General features: G+C 65.3%; 14 protein-coding genes. 6 read left to right on the forward strand and 8 right to left on the reverse strand.

Annotated features, from left to right (window positions below):
* Positions 1-73 precede the first annotated feature (73 nt).
* Both aroG and tldD read right to left on the reverse strand, forming a co-directional pair.
* Positions 74-1147 (reverse strand): 3-deoxy-7-phosphoheptulonate synthase AroG, encoded by a 1074-nt coding sequence (gene aroG, locus ADE01S_RS22775; RefSeq protein WP_062684026.1) that lies wholly within the window; start codon positions 1145-1147, stop codon positions 74-76.
* Positions 1148-1527: 380 nt separating this feature from the next.
* Complete coding sequence (gene tldD / locus ADE01S_RS22780; protein WP_062684027.1) at positions 1528-2988, reverse strand: metalloprotease TldD; 1461 nt, start codon at positions 2986-2988, stop codon at positions 1528-1530.
* A gap of 751 nt (positions 2989-3739) precedes the next feature.
* On the opposite strand from tldD, the gene ADE01S_RS22785 reads away from it, so the two are divergent.
* Positions 3740-4129 carry an H-NS histone family protein gene (locus ADE01S_RS22785; protein ID WP_062684028.1) on the forward strand — a complete coding sequence of 130 codons (390 nt, stop codon included), beginning with the start codon at positions 3740-3742 and terminating at the stop codon, positions 4127-4129.
* An 88-nt stretch (positions 4130-4217) separates the two neighbouring features.
* On the opposite strand, the gene ADE01S_RS22790 is transcribed toward ADE01S_RS22785, so the two are convergent.
* Entirely contained in the window at positions 4218-4862 is a 645-nt protein-coding gene (locus tag ADE01S_RS22790; protein WP_062684029.1) for a DUF4136 domain-containing protein, read from the reverse strand.
* 145 nt (positions 4863-5007) lie between these two features.
* On the opposite strand from ADE01S_RS22790, the gene pepN reads away from it, so the two are divergent.
* Both pepN and ADE01S_RS22800 read left to right on the forward strand, forming a co-directional pair.
* On the forward strand, positions 5008-7713 hold the full coding sequence (pepN, locus tag ADE01S_RS22795) for an aminopeptidase N (protein ID WP_062684030.1): 2706 nt from the start codon (positions 5008-5010) through the stop codon (positions 7711-7713).
* 10 nt (positions 7714-7723) lie between these two features.
* Complete coding sequence (locus ADE01S_RS22800) at positions 7724-8743, forward strand: class 1 fructose-bisphosphatase (protein ID WP_062684031.1); 1020 nt, start codon at positions 7724-7726, stop codon at positions 8741-8743.
* A gap of 96 nt (positions 8744-8839) precedes the next feature.
* On the opposite strand, the gene ADE01S_RS22805 is transcribed toward ADE01S_RS22800, so the two are convergent.
* The 4 genes from ADE01S_RS22805 to alaC all read right to left on the reverse strand — a co-directional run bounded on the left by ADE01S_RS22805 (position 8840) and on the right by alaC (position 13492).
* The gene (locus ADE01S_RS22805) at positions 8840-9061 is read right to left on the reverse strand and encodes a YgdI/YgdR family lipoprotein (protein ID WP_062684032.1); all 222 of its coding nucleotides are present in this window, start codon (positions 9059-9061) and stop codon (positions 8840-8842) included.
* 225 nt (positions 9062-9286) lie between these two features.
* Complete coding sequence (thrC, locus tag ADE01S_RS22810; protein WP_062684033.1) at positions 9287-10696, reverse strand: threonine synthase; 1410 nt, start codon at positions 10694-10696, stop codon at positions 9287-9289.
* Positions 10697-10834: 138 nt separating this feature from the next.
* Entirely contained in the window at positions 10835-12139 is a 1305-nt protein-coding gene (locus ADE01S_RS22815; protein WP_062684034.1) for a homoserine dehydrogenase, read from the reverse strand.
* 165 nt (positions 12140-12304) lie between these two features.
* Complete coding sequence (gene alaC / locus ADE01S_RS22820) at positions 12305-13492, reverse strand: alanine transaminase (RefSeq protein ID WP_062684035.1); 1188 nt, start codon at positions 13490-13492, stop codon at positions 12305-12307.
* Between the two features lie 237 nt (positions 13493-13729).
* Here alaC and ADE01S_RS22825 point away from each other — a divergent pair, with 237 nt between their 5' ends.
* The 3 genes from ADE01S_RS22825 to ADE01S_RS22835 are packed head-to-tail and all read left to right on the forward strand — an operon-like array spanning position 13730 to position 16407.
* The gene (locus ADE01S_RS22825; protein ID WP_062684036.1) at positions 13730-14191 is read left to right on the forward strand and encodes an Mth938-like domain-containing protein; all 462 of its coding nucleotides are present in this window, start codon (positions 13730-13732) and stop codon (positions 14189-14191) included.
* Complete coding sequence (locus ADE01S_RS22830; RefSeq protein ID WP_062684037.1) at positions 14188-14652, forward strand: peroxiredoxin; 465 nt, start codon at positions 14188-14190, stop codon at positions 14650-14652. The genes ADE01S_RS22825 and ADE01S_RS22830 overlap by 4 nt, the downstream gene beginning before the upstream one ends.
* 60 nt (positions 14653-14712) lie before the next feature.
* Positions 14713-16407: a PhoH family protein gene (locus tag ADE01S_RS22835; RefSeq protein WP_062684038.1), complete on the forward strand. Its 1695-nt coding sequence runs from the start codon at positions 14713-14715 to the stop codon at positions 16405-16407.
* A 97-nt stretch (positions 16408-16504) separates the two neighbouring features.
* Here the strand turns inward: ADE01S_RS22835 and ADE01S_RS22840 are convergent, their stop codons facing one another.
* Positions 16505-16636: an entericidin A/B family lipoprotein gene (locus ADE01S_RS22840; RefSeq protein ID WP_042792660.1), complete on the reverse strand. Its 132-nt coding sequence runs from the start codon at positions 16634-16636 to the stop codon at positions 16505-16507.
* Between the last annotated feature and the right edge of the window lie 38 nt (positions 16637-16674).

A 16674-nucleotide genomic window follows, 5' to 3' on the forward strand; every position in this document is an offset into this window, starting at 1 on the left:
AATATTCTACGCCGCCGCGCATGCTGCGCCGCAAACCGCCATGCGCTGGCGATCCGCGGCGCGCCCCGGGCGTTTACTTGCCGGAGGTCAGGGCGACCCGGCGGCGTTCGCGCACCGCGTGGGCCAGGCGTTCCAGCACCGCCACGGAGGCGTCCCAATCGATGCAGCCGTCGGTGATGCTCTGGCCGTAGACCAGCGGCGTGCCCGGCACCATGTCCTGGCGGCCGCCCAGCAGGTGGCTTTCCACCATCACGCCCACCAGGCGCGCATCGCCCGCTTCCATCTGGCGCGCCACGTCGTCGATGACCAGCGGCTGGTTCTCGGGTTTCTTGCTGCTGTTGGCGTGGCTGGCGTCGATCATGATGCGTTGCGCCAGGCCGGCCTTGGCCATGTCCTGGCAGGCCGCCTCGACGCTTTCCGCGTCATAGTTGGGGGCCTTGCCGCCGCGCAGGATGACGTGGCAGTCCTCGTTGCCGGCCGTCGAGACGATGGCGGAATGGCCGCCCTTGGTCACCGACAGGAAATGGTGCGGCTGCGACGCCGCCTTGATCGCGTCCACCGCGATCTTCACATTGCCGTCCGTGCCGTTCTTGAACCCCACCGGACACGACAGGCCGGAGGCCAGCTCGCGATGCACCTGGCTCTCCGTCGTCCGAGCCCCGATCGCCCCCCAGGAGACCAGATCCGCGATGTACTGCGGCGTAATCATGTCCAGGAACTCGCAACCCGCCGGCAGTCCCAGGCTATTGATGTCCAGCAGCAGTTCCCGGGCCACGCGCACGCCCTTGTTGATGTCGAAGCTGCCGTCCAGGTCGGGGTCGTTGATCAGCCCCTTCCAGCCCACGGTCGTGCGCGGCTTCTCGAAATACACCCGCATCACGATTTCCAGGTCGGCGCTCAGGCGGTCGCGCACCGGCTTCAGGCGCTTCGCATATTCGATCGCCGCCCGCGTGTCGTGAATGGAGCAAGGACCGATCACGACGATCATCCGGTCGTCCATGCCGTGCAGGATGCGGTGCATCGCCTGGCGGGCGCTGAACACGGTGTCGGACGCCTCCTTGGTGCAGGCGAACTCGCGCATGACGTGCGCGGGCGGGTTCAGTTCTTTGATTTCTCGAATGCGAAGGTCATCGGTATTGTGTGACACGGTACTGCTCCTGGGTTGCCCGCCACGGGGTTGGTTCCCGAGGTGTTCCCTCAACCGGCGGCACAAAAAAAGCCGCCAGTTCGCTGGCGGCTTTTTTCGGGGGGATTCTTTCCAAACTTCAGATTGAGCGCGTCCCTTCCTCCGCCAGCGGCTTCAGAAAACCATAAAAGTAAAAGTAAAAAGCGGGGGACGCGAATTTCATGGGGAACGACTCTAGCACAGTTTTTCCTGCTCGTCATGACTTTTTCGCGAACACGACGCCACTCACACAACGAATCGCCCGCGGAAATAGCAGCCGGCATAGGAATGGCCGCCCCAAGGCGGGCCAGCCCCCCTCGGGGGGGCAGCTAGCCCGCGCAGCGGGCGCGGCGTGGGGGGCCCTACGCAGTACCACCCACCGTCAGGCCTTCCATCCGCACCGTCGGCATGCCCACGCCGACGGGCACGCTCTGGCCATCCTTGCCGCAGGTGCCCACGCCGGAATCCAGCTGGAGATCGTTGCCGATCATGGTGACCCGGTTCATGGCGTCGGGGCCGTTGCCGATCAGGGTGGCGCCCTTGACCGGATAGGTCACCTTGCCGTTTTCGATCATGTAGGCCTCGGAGGCCGAGAAAACGAACTTGCCGTTGGTGATGTCGACCTGGCCGCCGCCGAAATTGACGGCGTACAGGCCGCGCTTGACCGACGACACGATTTCCTCGGCCGGCTTGTCGCCCGCCAGCATGTAGGTGTTGGTCATGCGCGGCATCGGCAGATGGGCGAACGATTCCCGGCGGCCGTTGCCCGTGGCCGCGGTCTTCATGAGGCGGGCGTTCAGCGTGTCCTGCATGTAGCCGCGCAGGATGCCGTCTTCGATCAGGACGTTGCGCTGGGTGGCGTTGCCTTCGTCGTCGATATTGAGCGAACCGCGGCGGTCCGGGATGGTGCCGTCGTCGATCACCGTCACCCCCTTGGAGGCCACGCGCTCGCCGATGCGGCCGGAAAACACGCTGGATCCCTTGCGGTTGAAGTCGCCTTCCAGCCCGTGGCCCACGGCCTCGTGCAGCAGGATGCCGGGCCAGCCGGAACCGAGCACGACGGTCATTTCGCCGGCCGGGGCCGGACGCGCTTCGAGGTTCACCATGGCTTCATGGACGGCGCGCTCGACATAGCCTTGCAGCATCTCGTCGGTGAAGTAAGCCAGGCCGAGGCGTCCGCCGCCTCCGGCATGGCCCATTTCGCGGCGGCCGTTGCGCTCCGCGATCACGGTCAAGGACAGGCGCACCAGCGGACGCACGTCGGCGGCCAGGCGGCCGTCGCTGCCGGCCACCAGCACCACGTCGTATTCCGCGCCCAGCCCGGCCATGACCTGAATCACGTGCGGATCGCGCGCGCGCGCCATGCGCTCCACGCGTTCCAGGAGGGCGACTTTCTCGGGCGCGCTGAGCGAGGCCACCGGGTCGATATCGGCATACAGGCTGCGGCCAATCTCGGCTTCCACCTGCGCCGCTACCTTCACCTTGCCGGCGCCGCGGCGCGCGATGCCGCGCACGGCATGGGCGGACGACAGCAGCGCTTCGGGCGACAGCGAATCCGAATAGGCAAAAGCCGTTTTCTCGCCACTGACGGCGCGCACCCCGACGCCCTGACTGATCGAGAAGCTGCCCGTCTTCACGATGCCCTCTTCCAGGCTCCAGCCTTCGCTGCGCGTGTATTGGAAATACAGGTCGGCATAGTCGACCTTGTGGGTAAAGATCTCACCCAGCGCGCGCGCCATATCCGCCTCGGTCAGCCCCCAAGGGTCGAGCAGCAGCGATTTGGCGGTGGCGAGGGAAGCAATGGCGGGATCGATGATTTTCATAGGACTCTGTTCAGGGACGGCAGGCGCGCCGGCGCGCCTGCAATGGCGCTCAAGACCGTATCGTAACGCCGACACGGCCCCCGCGTCCCGACCCTGGCGGGAAAGCGGGAATTCCATGCCGGGCGGCGGACTCGCCGAAAAAAAAATGAGGGGGCGGATTATCTCTGCCTGCCACTGTCTGGCAGATGGGGGCGAAATATTACCTATCAAGTTAAGCAACCAAGCGCGACTGAATTTTACTCGTCATACAACCTGACATGAAATCGAAATCATGCCAAACAAGTGTCCGGATTATGGCCTTGGCCGCTTTCTCGACCGGCGGGAATGACGGAATGCAGCGTTGTCCGGCATAACGGCTATCCATAAAAGCCAGTCATCAGACTACCGTGGAACCTCATGCGCCGGTCGCGGTCAATATTGCACGCTTGCCCGCGGCCCTTCGGCTGCCCGCAAGCCGCCAACCCGCGCCCTGCCTTGAAATCGGGCCATATGGGGCCTGGGCGCGGCGATATGTCCGCCTCGTGAACCAATAACCCTATTTGTTTCAAGTTGTCCCAAATATGGGAATATCATTCCCAATAGTTGGCCCGGGAGCCGGTGGATAAGCGTAAAGGCTGCCCGGCTCTTTTGATACAAAGTAATCAGCGCTAAAAACGAGAAGTCAAGGCGTAATTTCTGTATTATGCGAAGCACAACAAATACACATAACTTCGCCGGCGATTAAAAGCAGTTCCATAATCAGGAATAAACCATGGCCCGAGAAACCTACGCAGCACTGCAAGCAAAGATCGAAAAGGAAATCAACAAGCTCCAGAAGAAGGCTGAAGTCCTCCAGACCAAACGGCGCAAGCCCGTGATCACGTCGATCATCACGTCGATGCGCGAGTACGACATCACGCCCGAAGAGATTGTTGCCGCCTATGGCGCCGCCAAGCCCGGCGGCCGCGCTGCCGCTGCGGGCGGCCGCCGCAAGGCCAGCCCCGCCGCCCGTCCGGCCAGCGCCACCAAGCGCGCCGTCGCGCCGAAATACCGCCACCCCCAAACCGGGGAAACCTGGAGCGGCCGCGGCAAGGCGCCGCGTTGGCTCGCCGCGGAAGAAGCCGCTGGCGCCACGCGCGATAGTTTTCTTATCAAAGAATAAAACCTATCCGGCAGTATGAAATAAATCGGCGCACCAAACTGGTGCGCCGATTTTTATTTATACGCCGCCCCCGCGGACGGCCCGGAACTCATTGAACGGGGAATTGGATCTCGCGCTCAGCCCCATTATTTCCGGGAAAATTATCAAATATTGCACGGACCAGATAGGGCATGGTGCGCATGAAATTGTCACTCTCGCTCAATATGAAAGCGCTCGAACGGTATACCTCCGCGCCGCCGCGCTGGGTATCGTGGATCTGCAGCGTCAGCGAATTGCGCTGGACGACCATCGGCACGTCCACCCATTCCGGGCCCCAATAACCATAGCCGGGCCCCCACGGACGGGGACCGTAATAACCGCCATAGCCATAGCCGTAGCCGCCGTAGAAGTACGGATCGTAAGCGCGCCGCACCATTACCTGGGTCTGCGTGGTTCCGTAACGGAACGAGACATCGAAACGGCCTTTGGTACCGGACGCCGCTTCGACCAGGCCCGTCGCGCCGATACCGGCGCGCACCATATCCTGGTAGGACTGATATTCGAGATTATTGTTTTGCGAGGGATCGGCGGGGACGAATTGATAAGTCTGGCCCTCCACGCCGGTGGGCCATTGCTGGAATGACGTTACCCGGGCCGAAACCGTGGGCGCCGCGCACCCCGTCAATGCCACCGCTGCCAGCACGGCGAACACCCCGGCCCAACGCCCCGCACTGAACAACGACGACCTCGACATGCTGCGACTCCTTCTGCGCGACGGCGCCATGATACTGAGGTTTGACCGCCGCGGCCCCGAAAAGTTTAGTAGCCCAAACGGCCCAGGCGGCAGGCCATGTCCAGCCACTACAATAGAGCCCTCGTTCATACAGGACTGCAATCCCATGCGCACAGACACGCCCGTTACCGTATATCGCAAGGATTACCAGCCCTACCCCTACGACATTCCCGAAGTCGCCCTCTCCTTCGACCTCGCGCCCGACGCGACCGAAGTGCGCTGCGCCATGCAGGTGCGGCGCAAGCCCGGGGCCAGCGCCGACGCCGCCCTGGTCCTGGACGGCGAAGAGTTGGAACTCGTCTCGGTAGGGGTGGATGGCGCGGCATGGCCCGCCGACCGTTACCGCCTTTCCGAGCATCGCCTTGAACTGCTGGGCCTGCCGGCCAGCGCCGCGGTGGAAATCGTCAGCCGCTGCAAGCCGTCGGCCAATTCCACGCTGATGGGCCTGTACGTTTCGGGCGGCAATTTCTTCACCCAATGCGAGGCCGAGGGCTTTCGCCGCATCACCTGGTTCGCCGACCGGCCCGACGTCATGTCGCGCTACCGGGTAACGCTGCGCGCCCTGCCGGACTACCCGGTGCTGCTGTCCAATGGCAACCTGATCGCCTCGCGCCAGTTGCCCGACGGCCGCAACGAGGTCGAATGGGAAGATCCCTTCCCCAAGCCCTGCTACCTGTTCGCGCTGGTGGCGGGCAAGCTCACGCACCGCGAAACCACCGTAAAGACCGCGAGCGGCCGCGACGTGCTGCTGCAGGTCTACAGCGACCCGGGCTCCGAAACCAAGACCGAATGGGCCCTGGATTCGCTGCTGCGGGCGCTGCGCTGGGACGAAAGCCGTTTCGGCCTGGAGCTGGACCTGGACCGCTTCATGGTCGTGGCCGTCCATGACTTCAACATGGGCGCGATGGAAAACAAGGGCTTGAACATTTTCAACGCCGCCTACGTGCTCGCCGACCCGGACACGGCCACGGACGCCAACTACGAAGGCATCGAGTCCGTCATCGGCCATGAATACTTCCACAACTGGACCGGCAACCGCGTGACCTGCCGCGACTGGTTCCAGCTGAGCCTGAAGGAAGGCCTCACCGTCTTCCGCGACCAGGAATTCAGCGCCGACATGATGGCCAGCGGCATGGATGCGGCCGAGGCCGCCAGCGCGCGCGCCGTCAAGCGCATCGACGACGTGGTGGCCCTGCGCGCCGCCCAGTTCCCCGAGGATGCCGGCCCGATGGCCCACCCCATCCGCCCGGAGAGCTACCAGGAGATCGGCAACTTCTACACGGCCACCGTGTACGAGAAAGGCGCCGAAGTCATCCGCATGCAGCACACCCTGCTGGGCGAGGAAGGCTTTCGCGCCGGCATGGACGAGTACTTCCGCCGCCATGACGGCCAGGCCGTGACCTGCGACGACTTCGTCGCCGCCATGGAGTCCGTCTACACGCGCCAGCATCCGGGCCGCGACCTGTCCGTGTTCCGCCGCTGGTACCGCCAGGCGGGCACGCCGCGCGTCGCCGTGAAGCTGGACCACGACGCCGCCACGCGCCGCTGCACCGTGACCCTCACCCAGGAATGCCCGCTGGTGGGCGTCGAGAAAAAGGCTGGCGCCGACTACGTCAAGGCGCCGTATCACATCCCCTTCGCCATCGGCCTGCTGGACCGCGAAGGCCGTCCGCTGACGCTGCGCCACGAAGGCGAGGCCCGCGAAACCGCCCTGCTGGAACTGACGACGCAGAGCCAGCAATGGGTGTTCGAGGACATCGCCGAACGGCCCGTGCCCTCGCTGCTGCGCGACTTCTCGGCCCCGGTGATCGTGGACTATGCCTGGACGGACGAAGAGCTCGCCCTGCTGTCGGCGCATGATCGCAACCCGTTCGCGCGCTGGGAAGCCGGCCAGGAATTCGCCACCCGGCAGATCCTCGCCCTGGCCGAGGCCCGCCAGGCCGGCAGGACGCTGCAGGCGGACGCCTCCTTCATCGCGACGTGGCGCGCGCTGCTGACCGATCCGGCCATCGACGCCGCCTATCGAGCGCGCGCCCTGGCCCTGCCTTCGGAGAAGACGCTGGCCGAACGCATGCGCCAGGTGGATCCGCCCGCCCTGGCCGTGGCCCGCGACTTCCTGCGCGCCGAACTGGGCCGCCAGCTGGCCGCCGAGTTCCGCCAGGCCTTCGACGCCAACCAGACCCCGGGCGAGTACAGTCCGGCGCCGGTCCCGGCGGGCAAGCGCGCATTGAAGAATCTGGCGCTCAGTCACCTGATGGCCGCCGGCGAGCCCGACGCCCAGCGCCTGGCGGAGCAGCTCTACGCCCAGGCCGGCAACATGACCGACAGCATGGCTGCCCTGTCCGCCCTGATCAATTTCGGCCAGGGCGAATACCCGCAGCAGGCGCTGGCCGAGTTTTACGACAAATGGCGCGACAATCCGCTGGTGGTGGACAAGTGGTTCGCCTTGCAGGCGTCGGCGCGCTCGACCACGGTGCAGACCGCGCGCGAACTGCTGGGGCACCCCGCCTTCACGCTGCGCAACCCGAACCGCGCCCGCGCGCTGATTTTCCAGTTCTGCCTGAATAATGCCCGCGGCATGCATCATCCGGACGGCTCGGGCTACGAGTTCTGGGCCGAACAGGTGCTGGCGCTGGACGCGCTCAACCCGGAAATCGCCGCCCGGCTGGCGCGCGCGCTGGACAACTGGTCGCGCTTCGTGCCGGCCCTGCGCGCGCCCATGCAGGCCGCGCTGCAGCGCGTGCGGGCACACGAGGGCTTGTCGCGCAACGTGCAGGAAATCGTATCCAAGGCTTTAGAATTCGCAGCATAGGGAGATCCTTTTGAAACGCAAAACACTGACCCAATACCTGGTGGAGCAGCAACGCTCCGCCCAAGCCCTTGCGCCGGAAGTGCGGCTACTCATCGAAGTGGTCGCGCGCGCCTGCAAGGCCATCAGCCATGCCGTGAGCAAGGGCGCCCTCGGCGGCGTCCTGGGCAGCCTGGAAAGCGAGAACGTCCAGGGTGAAGTCCAGAAGAAGCTGGACGTGTTGTCCAACGAGATCCTGCTCGAAGCCAACGAGTGGGGCGGCCACCTGGCGGCCATGGCGTCGGAGGAAATGGAAACCATCCATCTGATCCCGAACCGCTATCCCAAGGGCGAATACCTGCTGCTGTTCGACCCCCTGGACGGCTCCTCCAACATCGACGTGAACGTCTCGATCGGCACCATCTTCTCGGTGCTGCACGCCCCCCACAACGTATCGGGCGCGCCCGTGTGCGAACAGGACTTCCTGCAGCCCGGCAACAAGCAGGTCGTCGCCGGCTATGCCGTGTACGGCCCGCAGACCATGCTGGTGCTGACCATCGGCAACGGCGTCGTGGGCTTCACGCTGGACCGCGAGATGGGTTCGTGGGTGCTGACGCACGAGAACATCCAGGTGCCGGAAGACACCAAGGAATTCGCCATCAACATGTCGAACATGCGCCACTGGGCCGCCCCGGTCAAGCGCTACGTCGACGACTGCCTGGCCGGCACGACCGGCCCCCTGGGCAAGGACTACAACATGCGCTGGATCGCCTCGATGGTGGCGGACGTGCATCGCATCCTGACCCGCGGCGGCATCTTCATGTACCCCTGGGACGCCCGCGAACCCGGCAAGGCCGGCAAGCTGCGCCTGATGTATGAAGCCAACCCCATGAGCTTCCTGATCGAGCAGGCCGGCGGCGCGGCCATCAACGGCACCCAGCGCATCCTGGACATCCAGCCCGACAAGCTGCACCAGCGCGTCAGCGTGATCCTGGGCTCGAAGAACGAGGTCGAGCGCGTGGGCCGCTACCACGCCGAAGACGGCGCCGCGTAACCGCGAGCAGCCCGGGCGCCCTCGCCGCGCCCGCGCGAAAACAAAGCCCCGGCTCTGTCGAGCCGGGGCTTTTTTCGTGCCGCTGACGAGGGGAGGTTACTTGACCTCTTCGATCGTCTTCACGTCGTCCTTGTTGATCTGGACCTTCTTGCCGTCCTTGTCGTATTCATACATGCCGGAATCCTTGTCGTACTTGGGCTCGTCCGGTGTCACGGTCGAGGTGCCGTCGCGCTGCTGAACGACCGAGGGGGACGAGCATCCAGCCAGTATTCCGAATCCGGTCACAGCCAGGGCAAGCGTCATGGTCTTCAGGTTCATGGGCGTGTTCTCCGAGTGTGAATGTGAATTCACTGTATCTGACGCGCCAGGCCTATACGTGACGGGTTGTGGTCAAAATGCATGAGAACGTAATCCATCCGCCCCCCATAACCACTCCCCCACCGGCCCCGCCGCGCCTGCGCCACCGGCGGCCCGAAAAACGAAAAACCCCTCGCGGGCGGAGCCTGCGAGGGGTTGCACACTTACACAAGCGGCAAGCGGCCTTTACACCTTGGCGTGCGCTTCGATGAAACGACGCACCTGCGCCAGGTCGCAATCCATGACTTCCACGCGCTGCGGCAGCGATTCCAGGTCGGCCAGGTTGCCCGGAGGCGTCGCGGGGCGGCCCAGCGCCTCTTCGATCGTTTCGGAGAACTTGGCTGGCAAGGCCGTTTCCAGCACCAGCATCGGCACGCCGGGCTCGACGAAGTCGCGCGCCACCTTGACGCCGTCGGCGGTGTGCGGATCGATCAGCACGCCGCTCGCGTCGTACACCGAGCGGATCGTGGCCAGGCGGTCCTCGTGCGAGCTCGCGCCCGACACGAAGCCGTAGCGGGCCTCGAACTCGGGCTTGAGGTCCGAGAGATCGAACGAGCCGTCGCGCGCCAGCGATTCCCAGAGCGCCTTCACGCGGGTGGCGTCGCGGCCGACTAGGTCGAACACGAAACGCTCGAAGTTCGACGCGCGCGAGATGTCCATGGAGGGGCTGGACGTGGCGTAGGTCTGCTCCGCGGGGCGCGGACGGTACACGCCGGTGCGGAAGAACTCTTCCAGCACGTTGTTTTCGTTGGTGGCCAGCACCAGCTTGCGGATGGGCAGGCCCATGCTGCGGGCGATGTGGCCCGACAGGATGTTGCCGAAGTTGCCCGAGGGCACGGCGAACGACACCTGCTGGTCCGCCTTCTCAGTGGCGCGCAGCCAGCCGTGGAAGTAGTACACCACCTGGGCCGCGATCCGGGCCCAGTTGATGGAATTCACGGCGCCCAGGCGGTACTTGGTCTTGAAGCTCAGGTCGCCGGCCAGCGCCTTGACGATGTCCTGCGCCTCGTCGAACACGCCGCGCACCGCGATATTGTGGATGTTCTCGTCCTGCAGGGAGTACATCTGCGCGCGCTGGAAGGCGCTCATGCGGCCGTGGGGCGACAGCATGAACACGGCCACGCCGCGCTTGCCGCGCAGGGCGTACTCGGCCGCCGAACCGGTGTCGCCGGACGTGGCGCCCACGATGTTCAGCGTGGTGCCGCGCTTGCTCAGCACGTACTCGAACACCTGGCCCAGGAATTGCATGGCCATGTCCTTGAAGGCCAGCGTCGGCCCTTCGGACAGGCCCAGCAGCGACAGCCCGCCATCCAGGGGACGCAACGGGACGATGTCCTCGCTGTTGAAGGTTTCCTGGGTATAGGCGGCGCGGGTCAGGCGGCGCAGATCGTCGGCCGGGATGTCGGTGGCGAACCGCGACAGCACTTCGAAGGCCAGGTCGGCATACGGCAGGCCGCGCCACGATTCGAGCGTCTCGGCCGACACTTGAGGCAATTGTTCCGGCACGGCCAGCCCGCCATCGGGCGCCAGGCCTTCCAGCAAGATATCCGAGAACTCCAGCGCAGCCATGCCACCGCGGGTAGAGATGTATTTCATATTGAGCATTCCACTAAACCCCCGTCGCCTCGTGTAGCGGCGTTCGCCTTGCGAGGCGCCGCGGAGCCGGCTTTGCCGGTCCGCCAGCGCGCCCCCTTGAGGGGGAGGCGCCCATGGCGCCTCGGGGGTGGGTTCACTTTAGACCAGGTTTTCCACGCGCAGGCGGGTGACCTTGGAGCGCACGAACGGCAAGGCCTCGATGCGTTCGATGGCCTGGTTGACGTTGCCTTCCACCGCCTCGTGCGTCAGGAAGATGATATCCGCGCCGCCGATGTGCGAGGGCTGCTGGATCATCGACCCGATCGAAATGGAGCGGTCGGCCAGGATGCGGGCGATGTCGGCCAGCACGCCCGGCTGATCGTCCACGCGCAGGCGCAGGTAGTACGAGGTGCTGACCTGCTCGATCGGCAGGATCGGCGTATCCGACATGGCGTCCGGCTGGAAGGCCAGGTGCGGCACGCGGTTGCCCGGATCGGCGGTGTGCAGGCGGGTCACGTCGACCAGGTCGGCCACGACGGCCGACGCGGTGGGCTCTTCGCCCGCGCCCTGGCCGTAGTACAGCGTGGGACCCACGGCGTCGCCCTTGACCAGCACGGCGTTCATCGCGCCTTCGACATTGGCCAGCAGTCGCTCGGCCGGCACCAGCGCGGGATGCACGCGCAGCTCGATGCCGTCGGTGCGACGCTTGGTGATGCCCAGCAGCTTGATGCGATAGCCCAGGCGCTCGGCATGCTCGATGTCCTCGGCGGCCAGCTGCGAGATACCTTCGATGTAGGCGCGGTCGAACTGCACCGGCACGCCGAAGGCCAGCGAGGCCAGCAGCGTCAGCTTGTGGGCGGCGTCCACGCCTTCCACGTCGAACGTCGGATCGGCTTCGGCATAGCCCAGGCGCTGCGCCTCGGCCAGCACGTCGGCGAACGGCAGGCCGCGCGAACGCATTTCGGACAGGATGAAGTTGGTGGTGCCGTTGATGATGCCGGCCACCCACTGGATGCGGTTGGCGGTCAGGCCTTCGCGGATCGCCTTGATGATGGGGATGCCGCCGGCGACGGCGGCTTCGAACGTCACCATCACGCCGCGCTCGTGCGCCGCGGCGAAGATCTCGTTGCCGTGCTTGGCCAGCAGGGCCTTGTTGGCGGTCACGACGTGCTTGCCGTTGGCGATGGCTTCCAGCACCAGCTCGCGCGCCAGCGTGTCGCCGCCGATGAGCTCGACGACGATGTCGATTTCCGGATCGCGCACCAGGGCGCGGACGTCGGTGTCGACCTGGATCGAATCGCCGACGCGCGCGCGCGCCTTGGCCACGTCGCGCACGGCGGCGCGGGTGACTTCAATGCGGCGGCCGGCGCGACGCGCGATTTCTTCCGCATTGCGCGACAGCACGGACCACGTGCCGCCGCCCACCACGCCCAGGCCGAGCAGGCCGACTTTCATGGGGTTCATCGCGGCGCCCTCCGCGGGCGGGCGTTGAGGGGAATTCATTTCATTTCTCCATATTGCTCACGCAAGTAACAGGTGCCCCCCACAATCGGGATGCCGCGGATCCGGCTTCGCCGGTCCGCAGGCATGCCCCCTTGGGGGAAGCGCGCAGCGCTGCGGGGGGCGCCTCTACTTCAGCAATCCGTCTTTGCGGAACATGTCTTTGATGCCTCGCACCGCTTGCCGGGTGCGCTGCTCGTTTTCGATGAGAGCGAAGCGGACGTATTCGTCGCCATACTCGCCGAAGCCGATCCCGGGGGACACGGCCACCTTCGCATCCGACAGGACGCGCTTGGCAAATTCCAAAGAGCCCATCGCCCTGTAGGGTTCGGGGATCTGCGCCCAGATGTACATGGACGCCTTGGGAATTTCCACATTCCAACCTGCTTCATGCAGGCCGCGCGCGAGCACGTCGCGGCGGCTCTGGTACTGCGCCACGATCTCGCTCACGCAATCCTGCGGGCCGTCCAGGGCGGCGATGGACGCCACCTGGATCGGCGTGAACGTGCCGTAGTCGTGATAGCTCTTGATGCGCGCCAGCGCGCCCACCAGCTCGCGGTTGCCGACCATGTAGCCGATCCGCCAGCCCGCCATGTTGTAGCTCTTGCTCATCGTGAAGAACTCGACGGCGACGTCGCGCGCGCCGGGCACCTGCATGATGGACGGGGCCACGTAGCCGTCGAAGGTGATGTCGGCGTAGGCCAGGTCATGCACCACGAGGATGTCGTGTTCCTTGGCCAGCGCCACCACGCGTTCGAAGAACGACAGGTCCACGCACTGCGCGGTCGGGTTGCTGGGGAAGCCCAGCACCATCATCTTGGGCTTCGGGATGGATTCGCGCACGGCGCGCTCCAGTTCCTCGAAGAAGTCCACGCCGGGCGTCATGCGCACGGAGCGGATGTTGGCGCCGGCGATGACCGCGCCGTAGATGTGGATCGGGTAGCTGGGGTTCGGCACCAGCACGGTGTCGCCGCGGTCCAGCGTGGCCAACATCAGGTGGGCCAGGCCTTCCTTGGAGCCGATGGTGACGATGGCTTCGGAATCGGGGTCGAATTCCACCGCGTAGCGGCGCTGGTACCAGTCGCAGATGGCCTTGCGCAGGCGCGGGATGCCCTTGGACACCGAATAGCCGTGCGTGGTCGGGCGCGTGGTGGCCTCGACCATCTTGTCGACGATGTGCTTGGGGGTCGCGCCGTCCGGGTTGCCCATGGACATGTCGATGATGTCTTCGCCGCGCCTACGGGCCGCCATCTTGAGCTCGCCGGTAATGTTGAAAACGTACGGGGGCAAACGCTCGATGCGGGAGAACTTCCTCATGATGGGAATCCTTAGGGGCGAAAAAAAGGGCGAAAAACCAGGGCGCGGTCGCGCGAAGGGGAAAAGGGACAAAATTGGCCGCGCCGCCCAACGATTGCAGCGCAGCAAAACCCAGTAATCTAGCGCAACGACGCCTGGGCGGCAAATGGGAATAAAACGGGGCCGTTTTCCCCCTTTCCCGGCAACATGGCGACATGTTGATGCGCTATTATCAGGCACATAAAGCTGGAGTTTTTATTGAAGCTGCATACCGATCCTGCGACGGCCGCCCTGAACACTGTCACCGCCTACGGTGAGGGTTATATCGAGGTCAACCAGGTACGTTTTTCCTCGTCGGTCGCATTCGGCCCCGAGGGCGAAGTTACCCGCTGGCCCGTCGAGTCCCCGGCCGACATCACCCCTACCCTCTTGTTCCAGGCGGCCGGCCTGTCCGAGCCCGTCCGCGACCCCCTGGCGTTCCTGGATGAACCGGAGGCCGCCCCCGGCCGCCCGGCGAATGCGCCGGAAGTGCTGCTGGTGGGCACCGGCGGACGGCAACAGTTCCTGCGCCCCGACGTGCTGCGCCCCCTGCTGGCGATCGGCATCGGCGTCGAGATCATGGACACGCACGCCGCCTCCCGTACCTACAACATCCTGATGGCGGAGGGCCGGCGCGTCGTCGTGGCCCTCATCCCACCCAATGGAGAATCCCAGCAATGACGCCGACCATAGGCAAGCCCGCCCCGCTGTTCACCGCTGAAAGCACCATCGGTCCGATCAGCCTGGACCAATGCCAGGGCCGCGCCGTGATCCTGTATTTCTACCCCAAGGACAACACGCCTGGCTGCACCACCGAAAGCCAGGATTTCCGCGACCTGCACGCCGACTTCCTGGCGGCGAGCGCGGTGGTCATCGGCATCTCGCGCGATTCGCTGAAGTCGCACGAGAACTTCAAGGCCAAGTACGAGCTTCCCTTCCCTCTCATCTCCGACGCCGACGAAACCGTCTGCAATCTGTTCGGCGTCATCAAGCAGAAGAATATGTACGGCAAGCAGGTGCGCGGAATCGAACGCAGCACCTTCTTGATCGATGCCTATGGCGTGCTGGTGCAGGAGTGGCGCGGGGTGAAGGTCCCGGGCCACGCGAAGGAAGTCCTGCAGGCCGCGAAGAGCATCGGCTAGCCGCAAGCACAGGTAGACCCGTCAGGCGCTATAGCCGGCCCACACTGGAGAGTGACGCATATGCCGCTTCCGAAGTTGCCCACCCGTCCCGCAGCCATCCTGACCTTCCCCTCGGGCGAGCCCGCCCGGGCGCAGGCCCGCAGCACCAAGACCGCCGCTGCGCGGTCGAACACCCAGGCCGCCCTCGCCGAGGACGACGACGAGGCGCTGGCCGTCCAGCCCGAACTCGACGGCCTGGCCGCCCCCGTCCGCAAGGCCCAGGCGCCCGCGCCCGCCCGCCAGGTGCCGCCGCCCGCGGCCCCGGCCACGCGCGCCGAAGCGCGCCCGGCCAAGGCCGCGCCCGCCAAGCGCGCCAAGCCGCGCGCCCAGAACGAGCCGCGCAAGCTGTTCGTGCTGGATACCAACGTGTTGCTGCACGATCCCAGTTCGCTGTTCCGCTTCGAAGAGCACGACATCTTCCTGCCGATGATGACGCTCGAAGAACTGGACCACCAGAAAAAGGGCATGTCGGAAGTGGCGCGCAACGCGCGCCAGGTCAGCCGTTCGCTGGACGCGCTGGTCCAGGACGCCACCCAGCTCGATGAGGGGCTGGAGCTGGCCAAGCTGGGCAACAAGGACGCCACCGGGCGCCTGATGTTCCAGACCACCGCCATCCACAGCACCCTGCCGTCGGACCTTCCCATGGGCAAGGCCGACAACCAGATCCTGGGCGTGGTCCGCGCGCTGCAGGAGAAGTACCCGCAGCGCGAGGTCGTGCTGGTGTCCAAGGACATCAACATGCGCCTGAAGGCGCGCGCGCTGGGCATGGCCGCCGAAGACTACTTCAACGACCACGTCCTGGAAGACTCGGACCTGATGTACTCGGGCGTCATGCAGCTGCCCGAGGACTTCTGGAACAAGCATGGCAAGGACGTGGAGTCCTGGCAACAGGGCGGCACCACCTTCTACCGCATCCACGGGCCGCTGTGCTCGCAGTTCGTCGTCAACCAGTTCGTCTACTTCGAAGGCCAGATGCCGCTCTACGCGCAGGTGCGCGAAGTCAGCGGCAAGATGGCGGTGCTGGCCACCCTGCGCGACTACACCCACGGCAAGAACAACGTCTGGGGCATCACCGCGCGCAACCGCGAGCAGAATTTTGCCATGAACCTGCTGATGAACCCGGAATGCGACTTCGTGTCGTTGCTGGGCCAGGCGGGCACGGGCAAGACGCTGCTGGCCCTGGCCGCCGGCATCACTCAGGTGCTGGAGACCAAGCGCTACACCGAAATCATCATGACCCGCGTCACGGTGCCCGTCGGCGAAGACATCGGTTTCCTGCCCGGCACCGAAGAAGAGAAGATGCTGCCCTGGATGGGCGCGCTGGAAGACAACCTCGACGTCCTCAACATGGGCGACGGGGAAGGCAACGGGGACTGGGGGCGCGCCGCCACCATGGACCTGATCCGTTCGCGCATCAAGGTCAAGTCCCTGAACTTCATGCGCGGCCGCACCTTCCTGAACAAGTACCTGATCATCGACGAGGCGCAGAACCTGACGCCCAAGCAGATGAAGACGCTGGTCACCCGCGCGGGCCCCGGCACCAAGGTGATCTGCCTGGGCAACATCGCCCAGATCGACACGCCCTACCTCACCGAGGGCAGCTCGGGCCTGACCTTCGTGGTCGACCGCTTCAAGGGATGGCCGCACTCGGGCCACGTGACGCTGCAACGCGGCGAACGCTCCCGCCTGGCCGACTACGCGGGGGATGTGCTCTAAAACGGGAGTTGCCCCCCCCACGCCGCGCCAGTCTGCCGCGGCATCAAAAAAGCCCCTTGATCGCTCAAGGGGCTTTTTCTTTCCGCGACGCCGACGCTTATTTGTCGGCGGCGTTGGTGATGGCGTTGCCGGCCTTGGACATGTCCTTGCCCATGCCCGCGACGGTATTGCAACCGGCGAGGACAAAGCCGAACACGACGAAGGCGGTCAGCACGATCTTGCTGCGCATGCTGGCGCTCCTGTGATGATGGGACGAATCCGGCCCGT

The sequence above is a fragment of the Achromobacter denitrificans NBRC 15125 genome (genome assembly GCF_001571365.1).
Taxonomy (GTDB): Bacteria; Pseudomonadota; Gammaproteobacteria; order Burkholderiales; family Burkholderiaceae_B; genus Achromobacter; species Achromobacter denitrificans.

Bases quoted from the DNA above. Each gene is read 5' to 3' on its own strand.
- ADE01S_RS22785 (WP_062684028.1), top strand. From the start codon at position 3,740: ATGGCCCGAGAAACCTACGCAGCACTGCAAGCAAAGATCGAAAAGGAA.
- ADE01S_RS22790 (WP_062684029.1), bottom strand. From the start codon at position 4,862: ATGTCGAGGTCGTCGTTGTTCAGTGCGGGGCGTTGGGCCGGGGTGTTC.
- ADE01S_RS22815 (WP_062684034.1), bottom strand. From the start codon at position 12,139: ATGAACCCCATGAAAGTCGGCCTGCTCGGCCTGGGCGTGGTGGGCGGC.
- thrC (WP_062684033.1), bottom strand. From the start codon at position 10,696: ATGAAATACATCTCTACCCGCGGTGGCATGGCTGCGCTGGAGTTCTCG.
- ADE01S_RS22840 (WP_042792660.1), bottom strand. From the start codon at position 16,636: ATGCGCAGCAAGATCGTGCTGACCGCCTTCGTCGTGTTCGGCTTTGTC.
- alaC (WP_062684035.1), bottom strand. From the start codon at position 13,492: ATGAGGAAGTTCTCCCGCATCGAGCGTTTGCCCCCGTACGTTTTCAAC.
- pepN (WP_062684030.1), top strand. From the start codon at position 5,008: ATGCGCACAGACACGCCCGTTACCGTATATCGCAAGGATTACCAGCCC.
- ADE01S_RS22835 (WP_062684038.1), top strand. From the start codon at position 14,713: ATGCCGCTTCCGAAGTTGCCCACCCGTCCCGCAGCCATCCTGACCTTC.
- tldD (WP_062684027.1), bottom strand. From the start codon at position 2,988: ATGAAAATCATCGATCCCGCCATTGCTTCCCTCGCCACCGCCAAATCG.
- ADE01S_RS22830 (WP_062684037.1), top strand. From the start codon at position 14,188: ATGACGCCGACCATAGGCAAGCCCGCCCCGCTGTTCACCGCTGAAAGC.
- ADE01S_RS22805 (WP_062684032.1), bottom strand. From the start codon at position 9,061: ATGAACCTGAAGACCATGACGCTTGCCCTGGCTGTGACCGGATTCGGA.